Source organism: Nostoc sp. (assembly GCF_036917815.1).
Lineage (GTDB): Bacteria > Cyanobacteriota > Cyanobacteriia > Cyanobacteriales > Nostocaceae > Nostoc.
In genome coordinates this window covers 41589-65293 of the sequence record NZ_JBALEK010000066.1, presented here as the reverse complement: position 1 = coordinate 65293, position 23705 = coordinate 41589, and the positions used below count along the sequence as shown (strand labels likewise).

General features: G+C 40.4%; 12 protein-coding genes and 1 pseudogene. 6 read left to right on the top strand and 7 right to left on the bottom strand.

Annotated features, from left to right (window positions below):
• Nucleotides 1-87 precede the first annotated feature (87 nt).
• Nucleotides 88-279, top strand: a pseudogene (locus tag V7K97_RS21510) (DUF29 domain-containing protein); the annotation flags it as partial.
• Here the strand turns inward: V7K97_RS21510 and V7K97_RS21505 are convergent.
• The 4 genes from V7K97_RS21505 to mfd form a co-directional block, all read right to left on the bottom strand.
• Nucleotides 273-437 (bottom strand): hypothetical protein, encoded by a 165-nt coding sequence (locus V7K97_RS21505; RefSeq protein ID WP_334803033.1) that lies wholly within the window; start codon nt 435-437, stop codon nt 273-275. The pseudogene V7K97_RS21510 and the gene V7K97_RS21505 sit on opposite strands and share 7 nt — an antisense overlap.
• On the bottom strand, nt 438-662 hold the full coding sequence (locus V7K97_RS21500; RefSeq protein ID WP_334803032.1) for a hypothetical protein: 225 nt from the start codon (nt 660-662) through the stop codon (nt 438-440). It lies immediately after the preceding gene.
• A gap of 29 nt (nt 663-691) precedes the next feature.
• The gene (locus V7K97_RS21495; protein WP_334803031.1) at nt 692-1882 is read right to left on the bottom strand and encodes a hypothetical protein; all 1191 of its coding nucleotides are present in this window, start codon (nt 1880-1882) and stop codon (nt 692-694) included.
• A gap of 104 nt (nt 1883-1986) precedes the next feature.
• Nucleotides 1987-5604 (bottom strand): transcription-repair coupling factor, encoded by a 3618-nt coding sequence (mfd, locus tag V7K97_RS21490; protein ID WP_334803030.1) that lies wholly within the window; start codon nt 5602-5604, stop codon nt 1987-1989.
• Nucleotides 5605-5844: 240 nt separating this feature from the next.
• Here mfd and V7K97_RS21485 point away from each other — a divergent pair, with 240 nt between their 5' ends.
• Both V7K97_RS21485 and V7K97_RS21480 read left to right on the top strand, forming a co-directional pair.
• Nucleotides 5845-7173: a hemolysin family protein gene (locus V7K97_RS21485; RefSeq protein WP_334803029.1), complete on the top strand. Its 1329-nt coding sequence runs from the start codon at nt 5845-5847 to the stop codon at nt 7171-7173.
• 170 nt (nt 7174-7343) lie between these two features.
• Entirely contained in the window at nt 7344-8150 is an 807-nt protein-coding gene (locus V7K97_RS21480) for a TdeIII family type II restriction endonuclease (protein WP_334803028.1), read from the top strand.
• Between the two features lies 1 nt (nt 8151).
• Here the strand turns inward: V7K97_RS21480 and dcm are convergent, their stop codons facing one another.
• The 3 genes from dcm to V7K97_RS21465 all read right to left on the bottom strand — a co-directional run bounded on the left by dcm (nt 8152) and on the right by V7K97_RS21465 (nt 17296).
• On the bottom strand, nt 8152-9519 hold the full coding sequence (dcm, locus tag V7K97_RS21475) for a DNA cytosine methyltransferase (protein WP_334803027.1): 1368 nt from the start codon (nt 9517-9519) through the stop codon (nt 8152-8154).
• Nucleotides 9520-9599: 80 nt separating this feature from the next.
• Nucleotides 9600-10781 (bottom strand): aldo/keto reductase, encoded by a 1182-nt coding sequence (locus V7K97_RS21470; RefSeq protein ID WP_334803026.1) that lies wholly within the window; start codon nt 10779-10781, stop codon nt 9600-9602.
• 599 nt (nt 10782-11380) lie between these two features.
• Complete coding sequence (locus V7K97_RS21465) at nt 11381-17296, bottom strand: amino acid adenylation domain-containing protein (RefSeq protein WP_334803025.1); 5916 nt, start codon at nt 17294-17296, stop codon at nt 11381-11383.
• A gap of 1642 nt (nt 17297-18938) precedes the next feature.
• Here V7K97_RS21465 and V7K97_RS21460 point away from each other — a divergent pair.
• The 3 genes from V7K97_RS21460 to V7K97_RS21450 all read left to right on the top strand — a co-directional run bounded on the left by V7K97_RS21460 (nt 18939) and on the right by V7K97_RS21450 (nt 23494).
• The gene (locus V7K97_RS21460) at nt 18939-20381 is read left to right on the top strand and encodes a sugar transferase (RefSeq protein ID WP_334803024.1); all 1443 of its coding nucleotides are present in this window, start codon (nt 18939-18941) and stop codon (nt 20379-20381) included.
• 420 nt (nt 20382-20801) lie between these two features.
• Nucleotides 20802-22235, top strand: a complete 1434-nt coding sequence (locus tag V7K97_RS21455; protein ID WP_334803023.1) for an oligosaccharide flippase family protein — start codon at nt 20802-20804, stop codon at nt 22233-22235.
• A gap of 83 nt (nt 22236-22318) precedes the next feature.
• On the top strand, nt 22319-23494 hold the full coding sequence (locus V7K97_RS21450) for a glycosyltransferase family 4 protein (protein WP_334803022.1): 1176 nt from the start codon (nt 22319-22321) through the stop codon (nt 23492-23494).
• The last annotated feature ends 211 nt before the right edge of the window (nt 23495-23705 follow it).

The window sequence follows — 23705 nt, the reverse complement described above, 5'->3', positions numbered from 1 at the left end:
AGATACAATTGAAGCTTGGTTGCAGAAAAAACTTGATCAAACTGCTCAAGATTGAAGTATTTTAGGCAAGAAATTGCTGATTAAATAATGCTCTACGAAACTGATTTTTACGCTTGGACACAGGAACAAGTAACTTTACTTCGCAATGAGCAGTGGAGTCAGATTGATCTGCAAAATCTGATTGAGGAGATTCAATCTTTGGGTAAACAGCAACGTCAAGAACTGCGAAACCGTCTGAGTGTGTTGATTGGACATTTACTAAAATGGCAATATCAGTCAGGGCGATAACTCAACCATCCTCGCATTTGCTCCTCGTAGCTGATGATTGTTGCTGCAACCTCATTCGGATTGACATTCGCCAACTGCATGAGAAGACCTTGTGCCCCTGCTCCTCTACGTTCTAAAATGCTGAGATGATCGGTATCAAAAACGTACATTTATATATCGTGTGGTTCTACAGAATTTGAGCGCAGGGATTCACGATATTCGCGCCCTAGTTGCATAGCTTCATCATAAGCTAAGTTATCAGTAAATGTTCCAGCAATCTTTTCCCACCAAGGTATTGTCGGTGAGGAAACAACCTCTAATTTACTTTTAAGAAGTGCAACTTCAGCCTCTAAAATTGCTACTCGTTCTTCTAATTGTTCCGATATTGTTGACATATTTTATTCCGTCCTCTGGAATTGAATTTTTAGGTATCATCCGCATCTTGTTCTTGGGCAAGCTTCCATGCCTCAAAGTCACGAACTCTCAGATCAAATATCTGCTCAAATTTTTCAGGATCAAAATATTTAATAATCATCTCGTTGGATTTGAAAAAGTATGAGATAAGCTCACTCCAAATATTCAGAGCTATATCTCCATCAATACGCCACAGTTTAATTTTACGATGACTCTTAAATTCCTTCGGCATAAATGAGTTCTTTCTCTGTTGGTAATTATCTTGAACATAAACTTTGACTGCTCCATCAAGATGACGAAATGCTTTTACTTGTGTATCACGCTCACTATGTATATAGCGGTTAAAATAATAACAATCAAAAGTGTAGCTATCGCCTGATATTTCCTCAATCTCAAATGTTTTTATCCCATCACGGTAACTCCAGTGAAATTCAGTGCGATCAAGGCTACAAGTTTGCTCAAATAATGAGTTCTTATTTCGCTCTACAACCGTTAATCCAATATAGTTTGGATCATCCAATTTATTTGAATCAAAAGGTAGACCACGCCATCCATCCATTTCTGCTACTTGGCCATAAAATTCTTTTGGCATGATCCGGCGGTGATCTATTGCAATCCGAAACTCATTTCTATTTTTGGTCTGGGAACGATATTCAGCAAAGAGTTCTAGAAAATCAAAATTTGGATTGGATCTATATCCTCTTCTTAAAAGTTGGTGATAATGCAAAATGTGATTTTTGTACTCAATCCCACCATCGAATAAAATAAAATCAGAATTTATATGAAGTAAGCCATCCCTATCGAACTTTTCGGATAGTTCAGGATACACGTTTAAAACTGCACTTTGTTCAAAGTTTTGGACAATTGCTCCTTTGAATGAGAAATAGCTACGCTCAACTTCTGAACATACAGAGTAAAGAGCAAACCTCCTGCGCTCCCTCTCACTCACTATTTTGCTACTAACAAACATTTTAAAGCCAGACGGCATACAGTTAAATAAATTTTCGAATTCACTCTCCTCACATGCCGACAGGTACTCACACGCTTCTTCAACTAATTCAATCAACTGAGCAGTTATGGGATGTTGCTCTTCCTCTAGTATGTACTGAGAAAGAGACATTGGATAGATGTTGTAGTGCCTAGTTTGTTTGATAAATTCTTCAAATTTTCTGGAATTAAGCGGCAAATTTTGGAGACTCATTTTTTTAACGAACCGCAAAGGACGCAAAGGACGCAAAGAAGAGAAGGAAGAGAAGGAAAAAATGCTTAACTGAACTGTATTGACCTATAAAGTTAGACTACCACTCAAACAATAGCCGCCTCTGGAATGGCACCTTGCATTCTCCCAAAAGCATCAATCAAATTCTGCAATTGTTGATCTGCTTTAAAAACTCCTAACCCGCGCACCGTCACTTTACCTGGAGAATACACAAAGCGCGTCTTGAGATTTTCTGGTAAATTCGCCGCTAATAAATTCCAAGCGGGTTCCTCCATTGGTGTTTCTAAAACGATGTGCTGCTTTTGTTCTGGTTTAATCCGGCTAAATCCCAGTTTTTTCGCTAGTTGTTTGAGTTCCATAACTCGCAAAAGTTGATTTGCAGGGACAGGTAAAGTACCATAGCGATCGCTCCACTCGGCTGCAATCTGCTTTAATTCTGATTTAGATTTGGCTGTAGCTACCGCCCGATAAGCACTCATCTTTTGATCCAAATCTGTGATATAATCTGCCGGAATAAATGCCGTCAGGTTGAGATCAATTTGAGTATCCTCCACTTTTGGTATTTCTTGTCCTCGGATTTCCCGAATTGCTTCTTCGAGCATTTCCATGTATAAATCAAAACCGATGGCATCCATTTGACCGGATTGTTCAGCACCTAGCAAGTTACCCACGCCTCTGATTTCCATATCGCGCATCGCTAGTTGATACCCAGAACCCAACTGAGTAAATTCCTGAATTGCTCGTAATCGTTGCCGTGCTGCATCAGATAATGTTCGCTGCTTCGGATAAAATAACCAAGCATGAGCTTGGATACCTGCACGTCCCACACGACCGCGTAATTGATACAACTGTGCCAATCCAAAGCGGTGAGCATCTTCAATCAAGATGGTGTTGACTCGCGGAATATCTAAGCCAGATTCAATAATTGTCGTACAAACGAGGATGTCTGCATCACCGTTGCTGAAAGTGAGCATGGTTGATTCTAACTCGCTTTCATCCATTTGACCGTGAGCGATCGCAAATCTAGCTCCCGGTATCACCTCTCGCAAATTGGCTGTTGTCTCTTCAATGCCGTCCACTCGTGGAACTACATAAAAAACCTGTCCGCCTCTGTCTAATTCTTGACGAATCGCAGTGCGGATACTTTCAGAATTTATCGGTGACAAATGGGTTTTAATCGCACGTCTGGTTGGCGGTGGTGTAGTAATCAAACTCATTTCCCGAATTCCCGACAAAGACATATACAAAGTTCGGGGAATGGGAGTGGCGGAGAGGGTAAGTACATCAACCTGAGTTTTCAGGCTTTTAATTTTCTCTTTCTGGTTGACTCCAAATCGCTGTTCTTCATCCACCACCAACAGTCCTAAATCCTTGAATGCCACACCTTTACCTAAAAGTTGCTGTGTACCAACAACTACATCTAATTCACCCGTTGCCAATCGCTTTTGAATATCGCGGCGTTCTTCAGCCGAACGAAAACGGTTGAGCAAACCGACATTTACGGGGTAGGGTGCAAAACGTTCTTTGAGTGTATGGTAATGCTGCTGTGTTAAAATAGTCGTCGGCGCAAGGAGTGCCACTTGTTTACCGGCGATGACTGCTTTGAAAATAGCACGAATCGCCACTTCCGTCTTCCCGAAACCGACATCGCCACAAACTAAGCGATCCATTGGGCGATCGCTCTCCATGTCGCGTTTTACATCTTGGACAGCTTTGAGTTGATCTGTTGTGGGTTGGTAGGGGAAAGAATCTTCCAATTCCTCTTGCCAAGGCATATCACTGGGAAAGCTAAAACCTTGTTGTTGCGCTCGCGCTGCATACAGTTTCAACAAGTCCACTGCCAATTTTCTGATGGCTTTGCGGACTTTATTCTTGGTATTTTCCCAAGCTTTCCCAGTCATTCTGTTAAGTTCTGGTGCTTTATCACCTCCGGCGCGGAACCGAGATAAAGCACCTACTTGATCGGCTGCGACTCTGAGTAACCCATCAGCATACTGCACCACCAAATAATCACGGGTTTCGTTGTTAATCATCAAACTTTCTAGCTTGACAAATTTGCCAACACCATGATTTCTGTGAACTACATAATCCCCTGGACGCAGTTTATTAGGATCAACTTGTTTAGAAGTGGCTTTGTGACGCTTGCGGATATAGCCGGGAGTCGCCAAAGAATGCTGCCCAAAAAATTCCCGATCTGTAACGATTACCACTCGATACGTAGGCAGGATAAAACCTTCGAGTTCGGCAAGACCAGAATATTTTAGGGCAATGGGAATATGGTTAATTTGCAGCTTATCGATCGCTTGGTAGTCGCGGGGATTGGGGATAAACTGAGCCGGACAATCATGTTCTTGCAACAGCGAGACAGAACGGGAAGGTTGAGCAGAAAGTAGCCAGATTGAGAAATTGCGATCGCGTTCTTGGCGAATAGTTTCAGCTAATTTAGCAAACTGGTGTGGCGTGGCTGGAACCGGACGGCTGGCAAGATTGATCCCACTATTTTCTTCTGACAGTTCCGATAAATACAACGTTTTAAACTTAGCAACATCAGCCAAACATTCATCAAACGAACGGTGAATCTTCGGCAATATTAAGGGAGTAGATTCTTCCCCATGCCCCATGCCCGATGCCCCATGCCCAATGCCCCACTGTTCCTCGGCATTTTCTACCCAGCGATCGCTATGAGCATGACACTGTTCTGGCTCATCAATGGCAATCAAGGTGTTTTCTGCTAAATAGTTTAGCAGAGATGCTGGTTGCTCGAACGCCAACCCCAAAAAGCGACGACTACCCTCAATCAGTGATGAGTTATCACTCATGAATTCTGAGTCAGAATTTAACTCATAACTCCTAACTCCTAACTCAGCACTATTCTTCAGTGCTGCCATCACCACCGGACTAAAGCTAGTGGGAGTAAGAATTAACTGGTCAACTTTGTCGAGGGCTGAACGTTGAGTTGCTGGGTCAAATTCCCGCAATTGCTCAATTTCATCCCCAAACCATTCCAACCTAATTGGAAACTCAGAGGAAACCGGGAACACATCAACAATATCGCCCCGCCTACTCCACTGTCCTTCCGTTTCCACCAAAGGCACTCTTTCGTAACCCAAAATAGTTATTTTCTCACTGAATGCATTCAAATCTAATTCCATCCCCCGCTTCAGGGTAAGACAGAATTGCCCAAAAGCTTCTGGTGGAGGCAAATGAGGTTGCAGCGCCCCTTGAGTAGCCACAATCGCTAAGGGTCGCTTCGCTCCAGGATTGGGGATTGGGGATTGGGGATTGGGAAGAGACAAGGGAGTAACTTTTTCAATAATACCCCCTTGTCCCCCCAGTCCCCAGTCCCCAGTCCCCAGCCCCCTATCCCCCATCCCCAAATCCGCCAATACCTGCATTTGCCCCCAACTCATCTCAGTTTCCGGGTCAAAAGGTTCGTAGGGAGAAGCCTCGGAGGTGGGGTAAAAATGTACTGTTTGCCATCCCATTGCCTCAAGTTGTGCGTAAACGCGTCCAGCTTCCTCCAGAGTGGCGCAAACCACAAACAAATCCTTGCCTTGAGCCTGTGCTAATGCCGAAGCTACCAGAGTCTTAGGCAGCCGGGGAATGCCATTTAACCGCAATTCTTGTTGTCGATTCAGTTTAGAAATAAATTCAGTAGTGAGCGACGATCGGCCTAAGGCACGCACAATAGAAGAAAATGACATAAGTACTACTAGCGATGGGAGTCTTTGTGGGTCAGAAAATCTGGAGGCAGTTTATGTCAACCATTTTAAAAGTGTTAACAGCTTTCTTATTGATTCGATGGAAGAATAATGCACAGCGACTAATAAACTTAAGAACTATAACTATTACTTCGTGTATAGTCAAAGCATTTATCCAAGCACCTTTAATACTAGATACTAGGGATTGAGCTACGTTCGCTCTGATAAACTGCAATTTTAAACATGTCCCCCATAACTTTGGAAATTTTAATCATTTTGGTGCTAATTATTGCCAATGGCGTCTTTTCGATGTCTGAGATGGCCATTGTCTCAGCCCGGAAAGTTAGGCTACAGCAGCTTGCCAATCAAGGAGATGCCAAAGCAAGGGTCGCATTGAAACTAGCTGAGTCTCCAAATCATTTCCTGTCAACCGTCCAAGTGGGTATTTCCCTAATCGGTATCCTGACTGGTGCTTTTGGAGGAGCAACAATTGCTAGCCGAGTGGCAATCTATGTGCGACTTATTCCCTTATTAGCACCTTATAGTGAACCGATATCCTTTGGAATAGTGGTTTTGCTCATTACCTATTTCTCACTCATTGTTGGCGAATTGGTACCGAAACGTCTGGCATTAAACAATCCAGAAAGGATTGCCTCGATTGTAGCGATTCCAATGCAAGCCTTGGCAGCGATCGCTTCTCCTGTAGTCTTTCTCTTAAGCGCTTCTACAGATTTAATCCTGCGAGTGCTAGGAATTACAGCTTCTACTGAGCCACAAGTCACCGAAGAAGAAATTAAAATTTTAATTGAGCAAGGGACTGAAGCGGGAACCTTTGAGGAAGCTGAACAGGATATGGTGGAGCGAGTCTTTCGTTTAGGCGATCGCCCCGTCAGCTACTTAATGACACCCCGCCCCGATATTGTCTGGCTAGACTTAGACGACTCTCCCGAAGAAAATCGCCAAAAAATGGTTGATAGTGCCTATTCTCGTTATCCAATTTGTCAGGCGGGACTTGACAACGTGCTGGGTGTGATCCCTGTCACCGACTTATTAGCCAGGAGTTTTCGAGGAGAACCGCTAGACTTGACAGTAGGATTACGACAGCCAGTATTTGTGCCAGAAAGCACCCGTGGCTTGAAAGTTTTGGAATTGTTCAAGCAAACCATCACTCACATGGCGTTGGTAGTGGATGAATACGGAGTGATTCAAGGATTAGTCACTCTCAATGACATCATGAGTGAAATCGTGGGTGATGTTCCTTCCACAGATGGACAAGATCAACCACAAGCTGTGCAACGTGAAGATGGTTCCTGGCTTTTAGATGGGATGTTGCCTGTAGAGGAGTTCTTGGAACTTTTTGGTATGGAAGAGTGGCAATCTGAGGAACGCGGCAGTTATCAAACATTAGGTGGTTTTGTCATCACCAATTTAGGTCGTATTCCCGCCGCAGCAGATTATTTTGAATGGCAGGGAATGCGAATTGAAGTGATGGATATGGATGGTAATCGCGTTGATAAGGTGCTAGTCATACCGAAGGCATCTAAATCAGCAGATCCGAAAAAATCTGACTAGTATTGGGCGTGGGGCATTGGGCATTGGGCATTGATAATTATTGTTTATATTTTCCATACACTGTGCCCAATGTAACATGATGTGTTAGCCTTAATCCGTAACTTACCCTACTAGCTTGTCGGTTGGGCATCTTATCTTGACTGCCCTAATCAACATCAAACAATTGAATTATGGATGACTATCTTAAAGAAAAAATCAAGGAAAATCTTAAAATTTCAATTAGAAAGTTTTTTAACAATAAAGCAGTCAAAAATTACCAAGTATTAGATGATATTTTTCCTAAGGAAAGACGAATACGTTCTCTAATAGGTGGATTAGAAACAAGTCTAGGAACAACTTTTTGGGAACCTATATCTAAAACATTAGCTGAAATTAATGGATTTAAAATTATCAAAGAGAAAATATTAGTTCCAACTCCCTTTCCTCAAGTTTTGCAGAATGAATTGGATAAATTAGTTTCTGAACGTGAAAATAAGCCTAATAACAGGAGAGTTTCAACAGAGGAATGTATAGACAGGCTAACAAACGCTGCGGCAAAAACCAATCCTCAAGACATCGCCGCCTACATCTATAAATCTCCTCCATCGGGAACTGGAGTTGATATTCATTTGTCTAAGGACGGAATTGAATATCTTTTTGATATAAAAACTGCACAGCCGAATCTAGCTGATTTTCAAAAGTTTAACAAACAAATGCTACAGTGGTATGCTTATCGACTTGCTAAAGATACAAATGCTAAGTTAAAAGCTCGTATTGCTATTCCTTTTAATCCTTTTTCAAAATCTTGGTATGAAAAGCAAAAAGGTAAGTTATCTAGTTCTCCTCTAGATATAGCTCAAGATATATGGGTTGAAAATGAATTTTGGGATTTTTGTTCTGGAACTGAAAATACATTTGAGCAATTAAAGGCACTTTTTGTTGAGTTAGGACACGAAAACTTTGCCGCAGAATTTAATGATATGTTTTACCAAAATTAGTTTAAATATCAAGAATACTTAGCAACTCTTTAGCTACATACTCAACAACAGGTATAGGAACAGCATTACCAAACTGTTTTTTGGCAATATCATCTTTTTCGTGATATTCAAAATTTGTCGGAAAACCTTGTAATTTACAGGCGTGCTTTGCCATGATTGGGATAAAGTTTTTCTGTTTATAAATTTTTTCTAAGAAAATATTTTTATACTCATCTGGATCTCTAGCATGAATTGATACTGTTGCTATATAGTCTTTAGCACCAGTAGCAGTTAAAGTTGGCATAATATCAGCAGTAGGTAAAATAATTCTATAAATATCATTAATACCTGTCATATTTTTAGAATTAACAAATTCATACTTCTTATCAGCAGTTAATCGGAATATTCCTTTTTGTACTAATTCATTTAATTCATTTATCTCTATATCAGATATTATCTGTTTAAAATTATCAAAAGATAAGGGATTACCATCTTTCTCTCCATATTTTTTACTTCTTCTATGTTTTAGAAGAGTTAAGCAAATCATTTTTTCTCTATCACTGGTTTCTATAATATCCCAAGAGTGAATTGTTGTATGTCCATTTCTTAAATCAGAAAAAATGAAGAAATCATTTAATTCATCATCTTTTTGAAATCTCGTTCTGGATGGTGGAATCATACCTTTAAATAAGGTATGTCGATCTAACTTGACTTTTTCAATAACTTTTGCAGATTTAATATCATCCAATATGTCGTAAACTTTTGGATGAATGTTCAAAGGAATAGGAAATTTATACTCTTGGCATTTTTCTAGATCATTTCTAATTCCAACAATAAAAACTCTCTCTCTATTTTGAGGTAAACCAAAATCATAAGCATTGAGGACTTTCCATTTAACACAATATCCTATGCTTTCCAATTCATGTACAATAAGTTCCAAATTATCTATATTTTTCGGGCTTGCTAATCCACTGACATTTTCAAATATAAAGGCTTTAGGTTTATTTTTATTGACTAGTCGAATTACATCAAACCATAACTTTCCTCGCTTGTCTTCAAATCCCTTTAAACGACCGGCGACTGACCAAGGTTGACACGGAACACCACCAACCACTATGTCAACATCAGAAGGGAGGTCATTAATTTTTGTGATATCTCCTAATTCAATTTCATCTTTGTTTAAGTAGCTGATGAAATTTTGTTGATAAATTTTTATAGCTTGTTTATCTATTTCAGAATAGCCTAAACATTGACCACCTAGTTTTTGTAAAGCAATTCTAAATCCACCAATACCAGCAAATAGATCGATGAAAGCGAATTTATTTTGATAAGTTACTAACTGTAGAGGTAATTCTATTTGTTTGGAATTTTGCGAAAATACAGATTTCATTTTTGTTAGCCAACTTGATCAACTAACTATTGATATTTAGTCACTTAGTATATCATCAAATATTCTAAGTGACTAAAATATCAACTCTGAGACAATCGTTTCACCTCTGCACCCGCCAACATCTGATGGGCTTGTGCCAAAATTTTTGGTATTTTATCGGCGTGGGGATTGCGAGCGAGGGATTGTAGCAAGTCTAATTCGTTTAGCCGATCAGCTTTGTTGCCGGGGAACCAGTGGCTGCCATTGCCTAGGAGGTTATAGCGCATTTTAGCGTACTCTACCAGGTCGTAGGCGATCGCTAAATTCCGCAACCACAAAATCACCCGAATATTTATCTCACCAGGGGTTTGGTCAAAAGTTGGTAGATTTGTTTCCCAGTTTTTTACCCAATCTTCTCCCAAAGTAGCGATCGCTTCTGACTCCAACTTTGCTAAAATCGGTGGCAAAATTGACGATGCTCGGTCTACTAACTCTAAAGTCTTCAGGTGTTCATCAAAATCTTCTGGTTTTGCTGCTCCCACACTCAGGGTATGCACTTCTTGATGACTCAAACAAAACAAATCATTAAACACCATTGGACTCAATGGGGCACAAAGATTCACTAATTTTTGCGGAGGTTCATACAACAAACCTCCTTTATTAGATGGACTAATAATAAACACCCCCATATCGTGGCGTTTAGCTGCTTCAATTGCCGCCCAATTCCATTGATTAATGTAGTACCAATGCAGATTCACATAATCAAATTGATTGGTATTAATTGTCTGCACAATCATATCTGTTGAGCCGTGTGTGGAAAAGCCAATAAATCTAACTTTCCCCTCTGCTTGTAACTGCTGGGCTACTTCCACACAACCACCGGGACGGATGCTCTCATCTAAAGACTCAGCATGATTGATGCCGTGCAACCCTAAAAGGTCAACATAATCTAGCTGAAGATTTTTCAATGATTGTTCAAATGTCTGACGGAATTCTTTCGCATCTGCCGTTGGACTGATTTTAGTCTGAACAATCAATTTTTCACGGGGAAACTTGGGCAATATTCTCCCCAATTGCATTTCGGAAGTGCCATAACCACGGGCAGTTTCAATATGATTAATCCCAACTTCCACAGCCCTTTTAATAGTCGCTTCGAGATTCGCCTGGTTATCAGCAGGAATTTCATGATTGGGAACATCCTGCCATTTGAACTGATATCTCATGCCCCCGCAGGAAAACACGGGCATTTGTAATTCTGTACGTCCAAATCGTCTATATAACATCAGTACATTGTGGATTGCTTACCAACTTCAAATCTCAAAACGACAGTCAACCCCTTCTCTTCGAGACGCTACCCGAACGGGGAATTCAAAATTAGGTACTGGGTACTGGGTACTGGGCAAGAACTTCCTTGATTGTTTTGGTTGGGGTCTAAATCGAATGGCACTAAGTTAAGATACAGCCCTTGCCCTGACTGGTTCCCAGCCTCCAGGCGGGGAAACCACTCTGGGAGTCTCCGCCTCCTATTTCTTGACGAGAGGCAGCAGCCCATTCGGAATACATTCCCAGTCTGAAGACTGGGAACGAGGTTACACAAGTCTTTGGGCTTTTCTTAGTGCCATTCGGGTCTGAATGCACATACTTATCTTAATAGTCCCCAATCCCTAGGGCGTGTTTTCAAACTATTTGTTTAGCCTTCTAACTTTTTAGATCCCCCTAAATCCCCCGATAAATTGGGGGACTTTAACAGACTCTTCGCCCCCCAATTTATCGGGGGGTTGGGGGGATCTAAGACTTTGAAAACACGCCCTAATCCCCAATCCCTAGTCCCCAGTCCCCGTGACAATTGCTGTCGAAATCTGAACTAAGGGAAAAGTTCAAATTAATTCTTTGGGGACTGCGCCTGGGTTAAGCAATTTCTCAGTATTTCGGCTAACACTTGTACGTTGGGTTCATTAAGTAGGTCAAGGTGAGATCCGGGAATATAATGGATATCCAATCCTCCAGCTACTATGTCGCCCCAGCCGAATTGAGGATCGTATTTTGTGCCTATAGCTTCGTCCCGATTTTTATCCTCTGTCCGCAAGAGGACAGCTCGACCAAGGTAAGGTGAAAAGATATATTCCCTACCCGCTTGAATATTAGCATTTATGCTCTTTAAATGCTTGTCAGTTTCAGGTAAATTAACTACCTCTTCCAAGTAACGGTTATATGTATTTTGCAAATGCTGCTTACGCCAATAGCTCCATCTCACAGTCTTTTTCCAAAGGTAGGCAGGCCCTTGTTGAAGGATATTATTTAAATGCAAATAAAGTCGCTTGATAAATGGCGCTCGCCAGCTATAACCTAAACGACAACTATCAAAAAAAACAAGAATACCAACTTGTTCGCCTTGCTTTTGGAGTTGTTGAGCCATCTCGAAAGCAACTACACCTCCAAAAGAATAACCGCCGATAAAATAAGGGCCATTGGGCTGAAGAGTCTTGATTTCTTGAATATAGTGAGTTGCCATATCTTCAACTCGCCTATGGAAAGGGTGTTTTCCATCTAACCCTTGTGGCTGTAGTCCGTAGAATGGTTGGTCTGATCCCAGATGCAATGCCAATTCACGGAAACCCAAGACTTCTCCACCTAGTCCGTGAATACAGTAAAAAGGTGGCTTGGAACCGTTGGGTTCAATTTCTACCAGGGATGACCAGTTAGATTTTGATTTCTCTAAGGTATTTACTGCTAAGTTTCTTGCTATATCTTCTTCTTGGGAGATGATTTTGGCTAGAGCCTCTACAGTACCTGACTGAAAGAGAATCGCCAGAGGCAGATTTTTATTAAATGTCTTCTCAATTTGCCAAAACAGTTTTACTGCTAATATGGAATGTCCTCCTAGCTCAAAGAAGTTGTCCTTGACACCAATAGGCCCGATACCTAAAATTTGTTCCCAAATTTTGGTTAGTTGCAATTCTAATTCATCACGGGGAGCTACATAAGTGTTTTCGGAATCAAGCCTTGTTGAGTCTGGTGCTGGTAAGGCGCGGCGGTCGATTTTGCCGTTGGGAGTTAGGGGTAAGGTGTCTAGTAAAACGAAAGCACTCGGCACCATATATTCTGGCAGTTGCTGTTTGAGGAAGTGGCGCAGCTCCTCTGTATTTGGTGTCTGTTCTGGGTGAGGAACGATGTAGGCAACTAGTCGCTGGTTTTCTGAATTATCAACTCTCGCTGTCACGATAGTTTGCTGTACGCTGGGGTGTTGTGCTAGTAAAGCTTCAATTTCTCCAAGTTCGATGCGGAAACCACGAATTTTTACCTGATGATCAATTCTACCGATGTATTCAATATTGCCATCGGGAAGATAGCGGGCTAAGTCTCCAGTTTTGTAAAGTTTTTCGCCTTGGTTAAAGGGATGGGAAATAAATCGCTCGGCTGTTAAGTCTGGACGGTTAAGATAGCCTTTAGCAACTCCCACACCACCAATATAAAGTTCGCCATTAGCACCCAAGGGAACTGGTTGGAGATGGGAGTCGAGGATATAAAGTTGAGTGTTAGCGATCGCTCTCCCAATTGGTACACTTTTTAAGTTACTCTCTCTTTGACACTGCCAAAATGTGACATCAATTGCCGCTTCGGTAGGGCCGTAAAGATTGTGTAGTTCACATGCCATCCCTTCAAAAAACCGCTCTTGGAGGTCAATTGGTAAGGCTTCTCCACTACAAAACACCCGTTTGAGAGATTTGCAACGTTCTAGTCCTTTGGTTTCTAGAAATATCTGCAACATGGAGGGGACAAAATGCAGTGTTGTAATCTCCTCTTGAACAATGGTGTTAATTAAGTAAGTCGCATCTCGCTGTCCGCCTGGTTGAGCCATAACTAAACGCGCCCCTGTTAATAGCGGCCAGAAAAACTCCCACACTGAAACGTCGAAACTAAAAGGCGTTTTTTGCAGAACGCGATCAGTTTCAGTTAGTTTGTAAGCATCTTGCATCCACAGTAAGCGATTGCAAATTCCTTTATGGGTGTTCATCGCCCCCTTGGGTTTACCGGTAGAACCAGAGGTGTAAATTACATAAGCTAAATCTAGAGGTTTGACGCTGGAATTGGGATTGCTATTGCTTTGTTGGGAGATTGTTTCCCAGTCGGTATCCAGACAAACTTTTTGGCTAGTTGTAGGGAGCTGGTCAACTAAACTCCTTTGGGTTAATAGCACTGCGGCTTGACAATCGCCTAGCATATATGCTATGCGTTCTTGAGGATATTCGGGATCAATCGGTACATAAGCGCCACCAGCTTTGATAATCCCTAATAACCCCACTACCATTTCTAAGGAACGCTCAACACAAATGGCTACGAGTACATTTGGCTGGACTCCACAAGTTTGCAAGTAGTTTGCTAGTTGATTGGCGCGACTATTTAGCTCACTATAGGTAAGGTGCTTGTCTGCAAATTTTACAGCGATCGCATCTGGTGTTTTCTCTACCTGCCCTTCTAACAAGTGGTGCAGACATTCAGATAAATCGTAGTCAGTTCGGGTATTATTCCACTCTACCAGTAGCTGATCCTGCTCGGCTGCTGTTAATAGAGGTAAATCGGAAATATGCTGTTCGGCGTTGGCGACAATACCTTCAAGCAAAGTTTGGAAATGCCCTACCATTCTAGCGATGGTTGTCGCATCGAATAAGTCTGTGTTGTATTCAATTCCACCTTTGATCCCCTCTGAAGTTTCTTCTAAATCGAGGGTAAGCTCGAACTTTGCTGCGCCGCTATGGACTTCTACAGGGGTAATGGTCAATCCCGGAAGTTCCCAGAGTTCCTTTGGGGTATTGTGGAAGGCAAACATTACCTGAAACAACGGTGAGTGGCTCAGATCCCTTTCTGGCTGTAGTTCTTCTACTAGCTTCTCAAAGGGCAAGTCTTGGTGGGAGTATGCTCCTAGTGTTACTTCTCGAACTTGACTAAGTAACTGCCGGAAACTTGGGTTGCCTGAAAGATTAGTGCGTATGGCTAGGGTATTGACAAAAAAACCAATCAACCCTTCGGTTTCAACTTGGTTGCGACCAGCAATGGGAGAACCGATGAGAATATCTTCTTGCCCAGTGTAGCGGTGCAATATTGTGCCAAAAGCCGCCAGCAATGTCATAAATAGCGTGACACCCTGCTGGTGGGAGAGTTCTTTTAGCGATGCACTCAGGCTCTGGGGTAGCATCAGGGATTGCACTGATCCCTGGTAAGTTTGGACTGCTGGCCGTGGTCGGTCGGTTGGTAATTCTAATACAGTATTAGCGGCAGCTAACTGGGTTTTCCAGTAGTTGATTTGGCCTGAGAGTATTTCACCCGATAGCCATTGGTGTTGCCAGACACCGAAATCGGCATACTGAATAGGTAATTTTACCAGGGGCGAAGGCTTGCCGCTCAAAAAGGCTTGATAAAGTTCTGCTAACTGCTGCCAGAAAATGCCTATTGACCAGCCATCTGAGGCGATGTGGTGCATCACCAACAGTAGTATATGCTCCTGTTCCTTTACCTGGAGCAAAGTAGCTCGCAGCATCAAGTCAGTTTCTAAGTTGAAGGGGCGTTGCACCTCTTGATTTAGGAGAGATTCTACTTGCTCCTGTGTTACCTCAATTACCTTGAGTTCCACTGACCGAGGTGTGCCAATTACTTGTATGGGGCTACCATCAAGTGATGTAATAAAGTTTGTTCGCAGTGCCTCATGATGGACAACGATCGCATCTAGTGACTGTTGCAACACATCCACATTTAACTTGCCTGTTAAGCGTTTTGCATTGGAGAGGATATATGCTCGGCTATCGGGTTGCAACTGCTGCAAAAACCACACTCGCTGCTGGGCAAAAGATAAGCGGGCTGACTCTCGGTTGCCTATTTGGGGAATAGTCTGATTCTGGGGATCATTTTCTTGACTCTCCTTTTGACCAATCCCTTGAGCTAAAGTAGCGATCGTGGGATTCTCAAATAAGAGTTGCAACGGTATTTCTATCCGAAAAGCTTGGCGAACCCGAGACATTACTTGAGTCGCCAGTAGTGAATGACCTCCCAATTCAAAGAAATTGTCGTGGATACCTACTTGTTCTAGACGCAAAACTTTCGCCCAGATGCTAGCTAAGACTTCTTCTGTCGAATTCTGAGGTGCAACTAACTTTGTTGACAGCCTAATATTAGATGTATCCGGTGCAGGTAAGGCGCGACGATCTATTTTACCGTTGGGATTTAATGGTAAGGTGTCCAAAAATACAAAGGAACTAGGCACCATGTATTCAGGCAATCGAACTGACAAAAAGCGACGCAATTCAACCTGGCTAGGGATTTGCTCTGGACTGGCCACAATATATGCCACGAGTTGCTTGTCTCCAGGAACATCCTCTCTAGCTATAACTAGATTCTGTATCAGTGCCGGATGTTGACCTAATATGGCTTCAATTTCTCCTAATTCAATTCGGAAGCCACGTATTTTCACTTGGTGGTCAATGCGACCAAGGAACTCGATATTACCGTCGCTCAAGTAACGTGCTAAGTCCCCAGTTTTGTAAAGGCGTGCCCCTGTTTCAGAGCTAAAAGGGTCGAGAATGAACTTCTCTGTGGTCAATTCTGGACGGTTAAGATACCCTCGCGCTAGACCAATACCGCCAATGTGCAGTTCACCTGATTCACCAACAGGCACAGCCTGCAAATTTTCATCCAGGATGTGAATCTCTGCATTAGTAATGGGGCGACCAATGGGAGCAATGGCATAATTGCTGCTGCGCTGACAAGTCCAGAAAGTGGTATCAATGGAAGCTTCTGTCGGCCCATAGCAATTATGCAAAACATTGTCCAAATTAAGTTGGGCAAAAAAGCGTTCTATCAGTTCGCCAGGTAAAGCTTCACCACCGCAGGTAATATGCCTGACGAATCGGCAATTCTCAATTCCGTTCTCTTCGAGTAAAACACGGAGTATGGAAGGTACTAAGGCCAAAACGGTGATTTGCTCCTCAGTAATCACCTTCACAAGGTAGGCAGTATCTTGATGACCACCAGGACGAGCCACGATCAATTGCCCCCCAAAGCACAATGGCCAGAATATCTGCCACACTGAGGGGTCGAAGCTAAAAGAAATAGTCAGTAAAACTTTGTCTTGCTGAGTTAATCCAAAGGTTCTTTGCTTCCAGTGGAGTTGATTGCAAATCCCACGGTGAGGGATCATTACACCCTTAGGCTGTCCTGTAGAACCAGATGTGTAGATTACGTAGATAAGATTATCAACCGTCGTTTCCTTGACAGGATTTTCTTGGCTGTTCTGGGTGTTCCCTTGCCAGTCCAAGTCTAAACAAACCACCTGTGCCTGATGCGGTGGTAAGCTGTTGACAAATTTTTCTAGAGTTAACAACACTGGTGTCTGGGTGTCTTCTAAGATGAAGGCTAAACGTTCTGAGGGATATGCTGGATCTAAAGGCACATAGACACCTCCAGCTTTCAGAATTCCCAGTAGTCCGACGATCATCTCCAAGGAACGCTCTAGGCAAATTCCCACAAGTACCTCAGGTCCAACGCCTAAACCACGTAAGTAGTGCGCTAGTTGATTCGCCCGTTGGTTTAACTGCTGATAAGTAAGTTGTGTATTTTCAAATACTACCGCAATTGCTTGGGGCGATCGCTCTACTTGTATCTCAAACATTTCATGGATGCACAGTTCCTGATGATCGCCTGCGTCAGTGCCATTCCATTCTTGTAGAAGTTGAGTGCCGATGATGTTAGTTAAGGTACTTAACGGAATATTTTGCTCACACTCAGAAGTCTGGCTATTTATCTGCATTTTAATATATATCAACTCCATCAGGAAATGCCATTTTTTAATTTATTCTATGTACAGCAATGTACCAAATTTTATATGCGGCTGCACATTAACACCCTTAGGATAGAAGTCTGGGGCTACAGAAACAAAGGCTAGCTAGTCTTGAGAACTAGACACTGACCGTAACTCCCTTCCCCAAAGGGTTAGGACTTCTGCTTTTTCAAGAGAATTGGTATGTAAGGCTCTAAATAATCGATTTATACTTAACATAATAATAACGATATTTTACCGAGCATATTGCTTTTAGATACAACTTTAAAATAAAATCTCAGCCAAAAAATGCATGATTGCCTTTTTTAAGGTACTAGCCAGTAACAACCATTTGATTTGCAGCTTTCCCTTTAAGTTGACAAGTAAAGGTTTTTTCCTTTATCTAACTAGATTAGCTACAAATACAACACTGGAAAATCCTATCCTTTTTCAAGAAGATTTGCTGAAAGAAAAAATAATTATTACCAAATCTTCATTGTGTCTCTTTATATATAAAAATCATGTAAAGGCGTAATTATGATTTGCTTAAATAATTAAGTAGCACCGATAAACCGTATAAATTGTAATATCCACGACCGTAATTAGGCTGGGTTTAGCACTGGTATTTTTACTGAACACGGACTAAATGCCCCACTACCGCTAACAGCATTTTCAAGTCAGGTTCGCATAAAGATTTGTCATTGGGATCAGGCAAGAAGTAGGAAAAAAGAGCATTTTAGCCTCGTTGATCTTTATTTACATAAAAATTGACTCTCTCATGAGGTAAAAATGTCTACAACGCTAATATGACAGTACTCATAGAAATCAGCTATTAGAATTTATGTTCATTAATCGGTGACGAATTCTCTAGAGATGCCCATCAAGCTCTGACTTTTCACGTTATGTGGAAAAGTCCACCAAAAACCTAACCCCCTAACCCCCTTCCCTGCTAGCGTTGGGGGAAAATTCAAAGTCTCTCTCCTACAAGGAGAGAGAAATAGAAGTGAGGTTTTCCAGATGCCGTGAAAAGTCAGATCAAGCTGACTCAACTTCAACCACGATATTCGATTATATAAAGTTTTGTAACAATCATCAAACTTTCGATTCATTTCGTTATATGTTGTTTGTGTAAGTTTTGTTAATCAGTAATTATGCGTAAACAAACAAAATAACTTCTAAGCAAAACCGAATTACTCTAGCTAAATATGGTACAGTTATTCTCCAAGATATATTAGTATAAATCTGCAGCGGAACTTTAATAACCGAGTTAGGTTATTTATTACACAGATGATAAAGCATACATAATATTGTTTGTTTACCTGACCTGCTTGATTATTAATGTCAGGAATTTATTAAGTTAACTCACCAACAAATCCTTTACTTAGGGATCAAAGCTCGAAATTTACGGACTAAATTGGATGCTACCCTTCAATAAAATTTAAGCATTCGGGTAGTAGCAACACTCAAACTAATGTTGGAATATGCTTTTGATCAAGAACTTAAAGTTTAGTCTAGAGAAAATGGTTAATAGTAGACTATAAAGGACAGATTCCTTTGAGAGAGAAAAGAAATGTGAGACATCCTAATTATATAGGTTTTCATCAAATTTTAACTACACCAAGTGTTACTAACTATGAGTAATCAGAGCATTGCAACAAATAAGTTGAGTGAAGTGCCTTCAGATTTACGTGCATCTGCATCTGTTATTGTACGCAAGGGATCGTGGTGGTTAAGATTAACAACATTGTTTTTAGTAGACTATATTCTTTTATCCTTAGCTTGGGTTTTAGCTGGATATGAATCTTCCTATGGGAATTTTACTTGGTATATACAGAGTCATTATTTACCGATTTTAATAACTATTGGGATTCAAATAGGATCACTAGCTCTAGAAGGTATTTATCGAGAAGGTCAAAACCGCTATGACTATTTCAATATTATCAAATCCCTAACTTTTGCTCATGGATTAATAATCCTTGTTTGTTTTTTGTATAAACCAGTTGTTGATATTACACACCAAAGATTAATATTATTATCTTGGCTCCTAAGTGTATTATTTATTTGTACTGGTAGATATGGTGTAAATATTGCTCTTGAATATTTGCGTAAGCAGAAAAAAATAGTTCGCTCTTCTGTATTTATTATTTGTGATGCTCAAGATCATGACCAGATTGCGAGCTTTATTAAAAAAGAAAAGCATTACATTGTATCTGGAACGGCAAATGCTAGTTCATTAGACAGATATAAACGTCAGCAAACATTAAATCAACTTAATGAATTAGGTGTAACAGAAGTTTTTATATCTTGGGATGCTCTAAAAAATAGAATGTTTTTATGCTGGTTATTTCAAGCGTCTGGCATCCAAGTACATATTTTGCCTATGGAATTAAAACCAATTTATAAAAACGTAGAATTTAATAAAATCGGGGGAATGCCTTGTCTTAGTTTGGATTGTCCGATAATTACAGGTAAGGATTTTTGGGTAAAACGTAGTTGTGATTTTTGTTTTGCAACTTTATTTGTAATGTTATCATTCCCTATTTACATAGCTATAGCTATAGCTATAAAAATCGATTCTCCCGGCACAGTATTTTACAAGCAAACACGTATAGGTTTGCATGGTCAACAGTTTAAAGTATGGAAATTCAGAACCATGAGGTCTGATGCAGAAAAATTACAGAAAGAATTAGAAGCTTTAAATGAAACTAAAGATGGAATTATCTTTAAAATTAAAGATGATCCTCGCGTTACCAGTGTTGGGAAGTTTCTGCGTCGTTACAGCTTAGACGAATTACCTCAACTTTTTAATGTTATCCTTGGACAAATGAGTATAGTAGGACCTCGCCCTTTACCTACTAGAGATGTAGATAAATTTTCTGAACATCATTTTATTAGACATGAAGTTTTACCTGGTATTACAGGTCTTTGGCAAGTCTCAGGTCGCTCAGATATTTTAGATTTTGAACAAGTAATAAATCTTGATCTTAACTACATTGAAAATTGGTCTCTGGGATTAGACTTTGAAATTCTGCTCAAAACAGTTTTGGTAGTTTTGAAAAAAGAAGGTGCATACTAGGTTGATCAAAACAAAATCAATTATATCTAGTGGACAGCAATAATTATGTTGTTTAGGTATTGATACGAGTATTGCACTTTTAAATGGAATTTTTCCGGCATTAAATTTAGGTTTCTCTGTTAGAAAAAATACAGATTAACTACCTGCTTAATTGCGATAAAAACTTTAGCATTCACTACTCAAAGTATTTGTTAATTAAGAAAATATTGTGATGATTGATACACTCAAGCGTGCGATGATAGAAGCAAAACAAAAATGCATTTTCATTGCATTATTCTGCTGGACTCGTGTTAATTGATTGTATGTATTGAACACTTAGAAAAACTTCTGACTATATATCAGAAAAGATAAGTTATGAGATTTATCGGTATTGATGATTCAATCAAAATGAACGAATTAAGCTGAATTAAGAATTTAAAAATGGTAGACAAGTACAAATTCCTGAGTAATTCCCTCTCAATGATACTGAATCGGTTAGCGCAAAGCATTACAACTTTTGTATTAACCGCTGCTATTGCTCGTACTCTCGGAGCTGAGGCTTTAGGACAGTATCTACTAGCGTATAGCTACTATTTTATCTTTGTGGGTATTGCTTCACAGGGTCTAAAGACATTGTTTACCAGAGAACTAGCCCGTGATCCGGAAAAAACACCAGTTTATTTGATCAGTGGCACCTGGTTACAGTTAATATTTAGTTTCTTCAGTTACGGGGCGTTGGTGATTGTAGTGTTTTTACTTCCCTATAGTTCCAAAACCTCGACTGTTTGCTATATCATGGGCTTAACGATCATTCCCTTTGCCCTTTCCAACATCACAGAGGCAATTTTTCAAGCAAAAGAAAAGATGCATCTGATTGCTATCTCTACAGTTCCAATTTATATCTTACGCCTAATAATAATGATTTGGGCGATGCAACTTAAATATGGAATTGAATATTTGGGGGCGATCCTATGTTTTTCAGAAACACTAATTCTGGTAATTGAATGGATCTTTATCGTCCCATTAGTTAAAATACAATGGCAGATTGATGGAAGTTTTGTATTTAAGACAATCAAAAGTGCGCGTACATTTTTTGCTATTGAAGCACTAGCTGTAATCAGTGGCAGAATTCAAATCCTGGTTCTTTCATTGCTAGGAAGCGAGTTGTTAGTAGGCCTCTTTGGCGGAATAATACAATTGCTACAACCATTTCTGATTATTTCTAACAGTATAATTTTAGCAATATTTCCCAGATTTTCAAAAGCAGTAGAGCAAGGACGGGACAAGCAGAGGCAGATCACTGAAAATATTATTGAAGTCCTACTAATAATGGCACTACCATTATTTCTTGGACTGTTATTGCTTGGCAAAGATTTACTAACTTTTATTTATGATAAGAGTTTTGCTGAGGCAAATATAGCCCTTAGCTTAACTGCCGCATCACTAATTTTCTTGCCGTTCTCACGCGCACTTTCTTTTCTACTTGTAGCCAATGGTTTTGAGATAGTAAACCTACGTGAGGTGGTAATAACCACTTCATTAGGGAGCTTGTTAGGTGTGGCATTAGTTTCGCAATATCATTTAGTAGGTGCAGCTTTGATGGCATTATTAATGGGTATCCTTGGTTTTAGCCAGTTTATTTATTTCACCTATACTCGCCTATTTTCATTAAATTTATGGCGAATTATGCGCCGGCCTTTACTAATAAGTATCTTTATGCTACCTGTATTCATCTTATTGCAAAAAATTAGCTTAGACTTTATATTAACTCTAATTATTTCAACTTGTGCTTATCTTTTATTTGTGATTTATCTGGGCATTCGTGCCTTTGGTGGGTTCCGTTTTTTGTGGATGAAGCTTTTGAGAGAGCAGTAATTGTTTGAAATGAAATCCTACCAGTAAGGTATCAAAATTGGTTGAATAAATGATTCCAATGAGAATATAGTTTTATTTTAATTATGATTAAAGTCGCTCTATTACATTTTTGTTTTGAAGACTATACCATTGAATTAGCAAACAGTCTAGTTAAATATGTTGATTTAACGCTAATTCATCCAGAAAAAGTCTCATATTTCTGTAGCAATGTCCTTGATTCAAGTATCCGCGTCATTAGCTTTAAAAAACCACGGATTCGTGACCCCCGCAACCTATTGTCTATGGTCGCTATGATGAATATCATCAAAGACATACAGCCAGATGTTTTACATGTACAAGAAACTAACGATCCTTGGTACGATTGGACTTTGTTACTCAATAAGATGCCACCATTGGTGACAACTATCCACGATGTATTCCGTCATCCAGGAGATAACATCACTGCATTTGGTTCAGAGTATACTAGACGTATTGGCTTCTACCGTTCCCAACAATTGATTGTCCATACTCATCAACTAAAAAATATTCTAATTGAACAATTTCGTATATCTCAAGAGCAAGTCAATGTTTTACCTCATGGGGAACTTGGTAGTTTGTATCGGCGTCGGGTTAGTCAGAATATTCAAGCCCGTGAGCCATATACATTGCTATTTTTTGGACGCATCTTGCCCTATAAGGGATTGAAATATTTGCTTGAAGCTATGCCCTTAATTGCTGAATGTATACCTGAAGTCAAGCTCATTATTGCTGGAAGGGGAGAAAGCGTAAGGCAGTATTTTCCTAATGGTTATGATGAAAACCGCTACGAGATTATCAACGACTTTATTCCCATTGAAGAAGTAGGTAATCTATTTCAACGCAGCACAGTAACAGTTCTACCATACATCGAAGCCTCTCAAAGTGGTGTAGCAGCTTTGTCTTATGGAATGGGAACCCTGGTTGTAGCTTCTGAGGTTGGGGGATTGAGTGAGATAGTTCAGCATAAAAAAGATGGGTTGCTAGTTCCACCCTGTGATGCTCGAACCCTAGCTGATGCGATAATTTGTTTGTTAAGCGATCGCAGTTTGCAACAACGCATGCAAACCGCGGCACTAGCTCGTTGTCAGCAAGATTTAAATTGGTCAAATATTGCCGCTCAAACTGTAGAAGTTTATCAGAAAACCTTGAAAGAGGCAGGAGGCAGGAGGCAGGAGGCAGGAGGCAGGAGGCACAAAATATATGGGGATTCAAACCCCAACCAAATTGTAAGCGCCGTGTAGACTCAGGGGTTTTAGACCCCAGAACCGTGTGCGTCACGGGCAGGAGACACCAGCGCTGTTTTCCTCCTCCCTCCTGCCCTCATTGATAAAAACGAGAAATTAATACAATTTAACTCACTACTTTGGCATTTAAAAAACATCATAATTACAAATCTAAGAAACAAACTATTTGCCAAAATAAACTTAGACTAACAACCACAAATCCCTGACT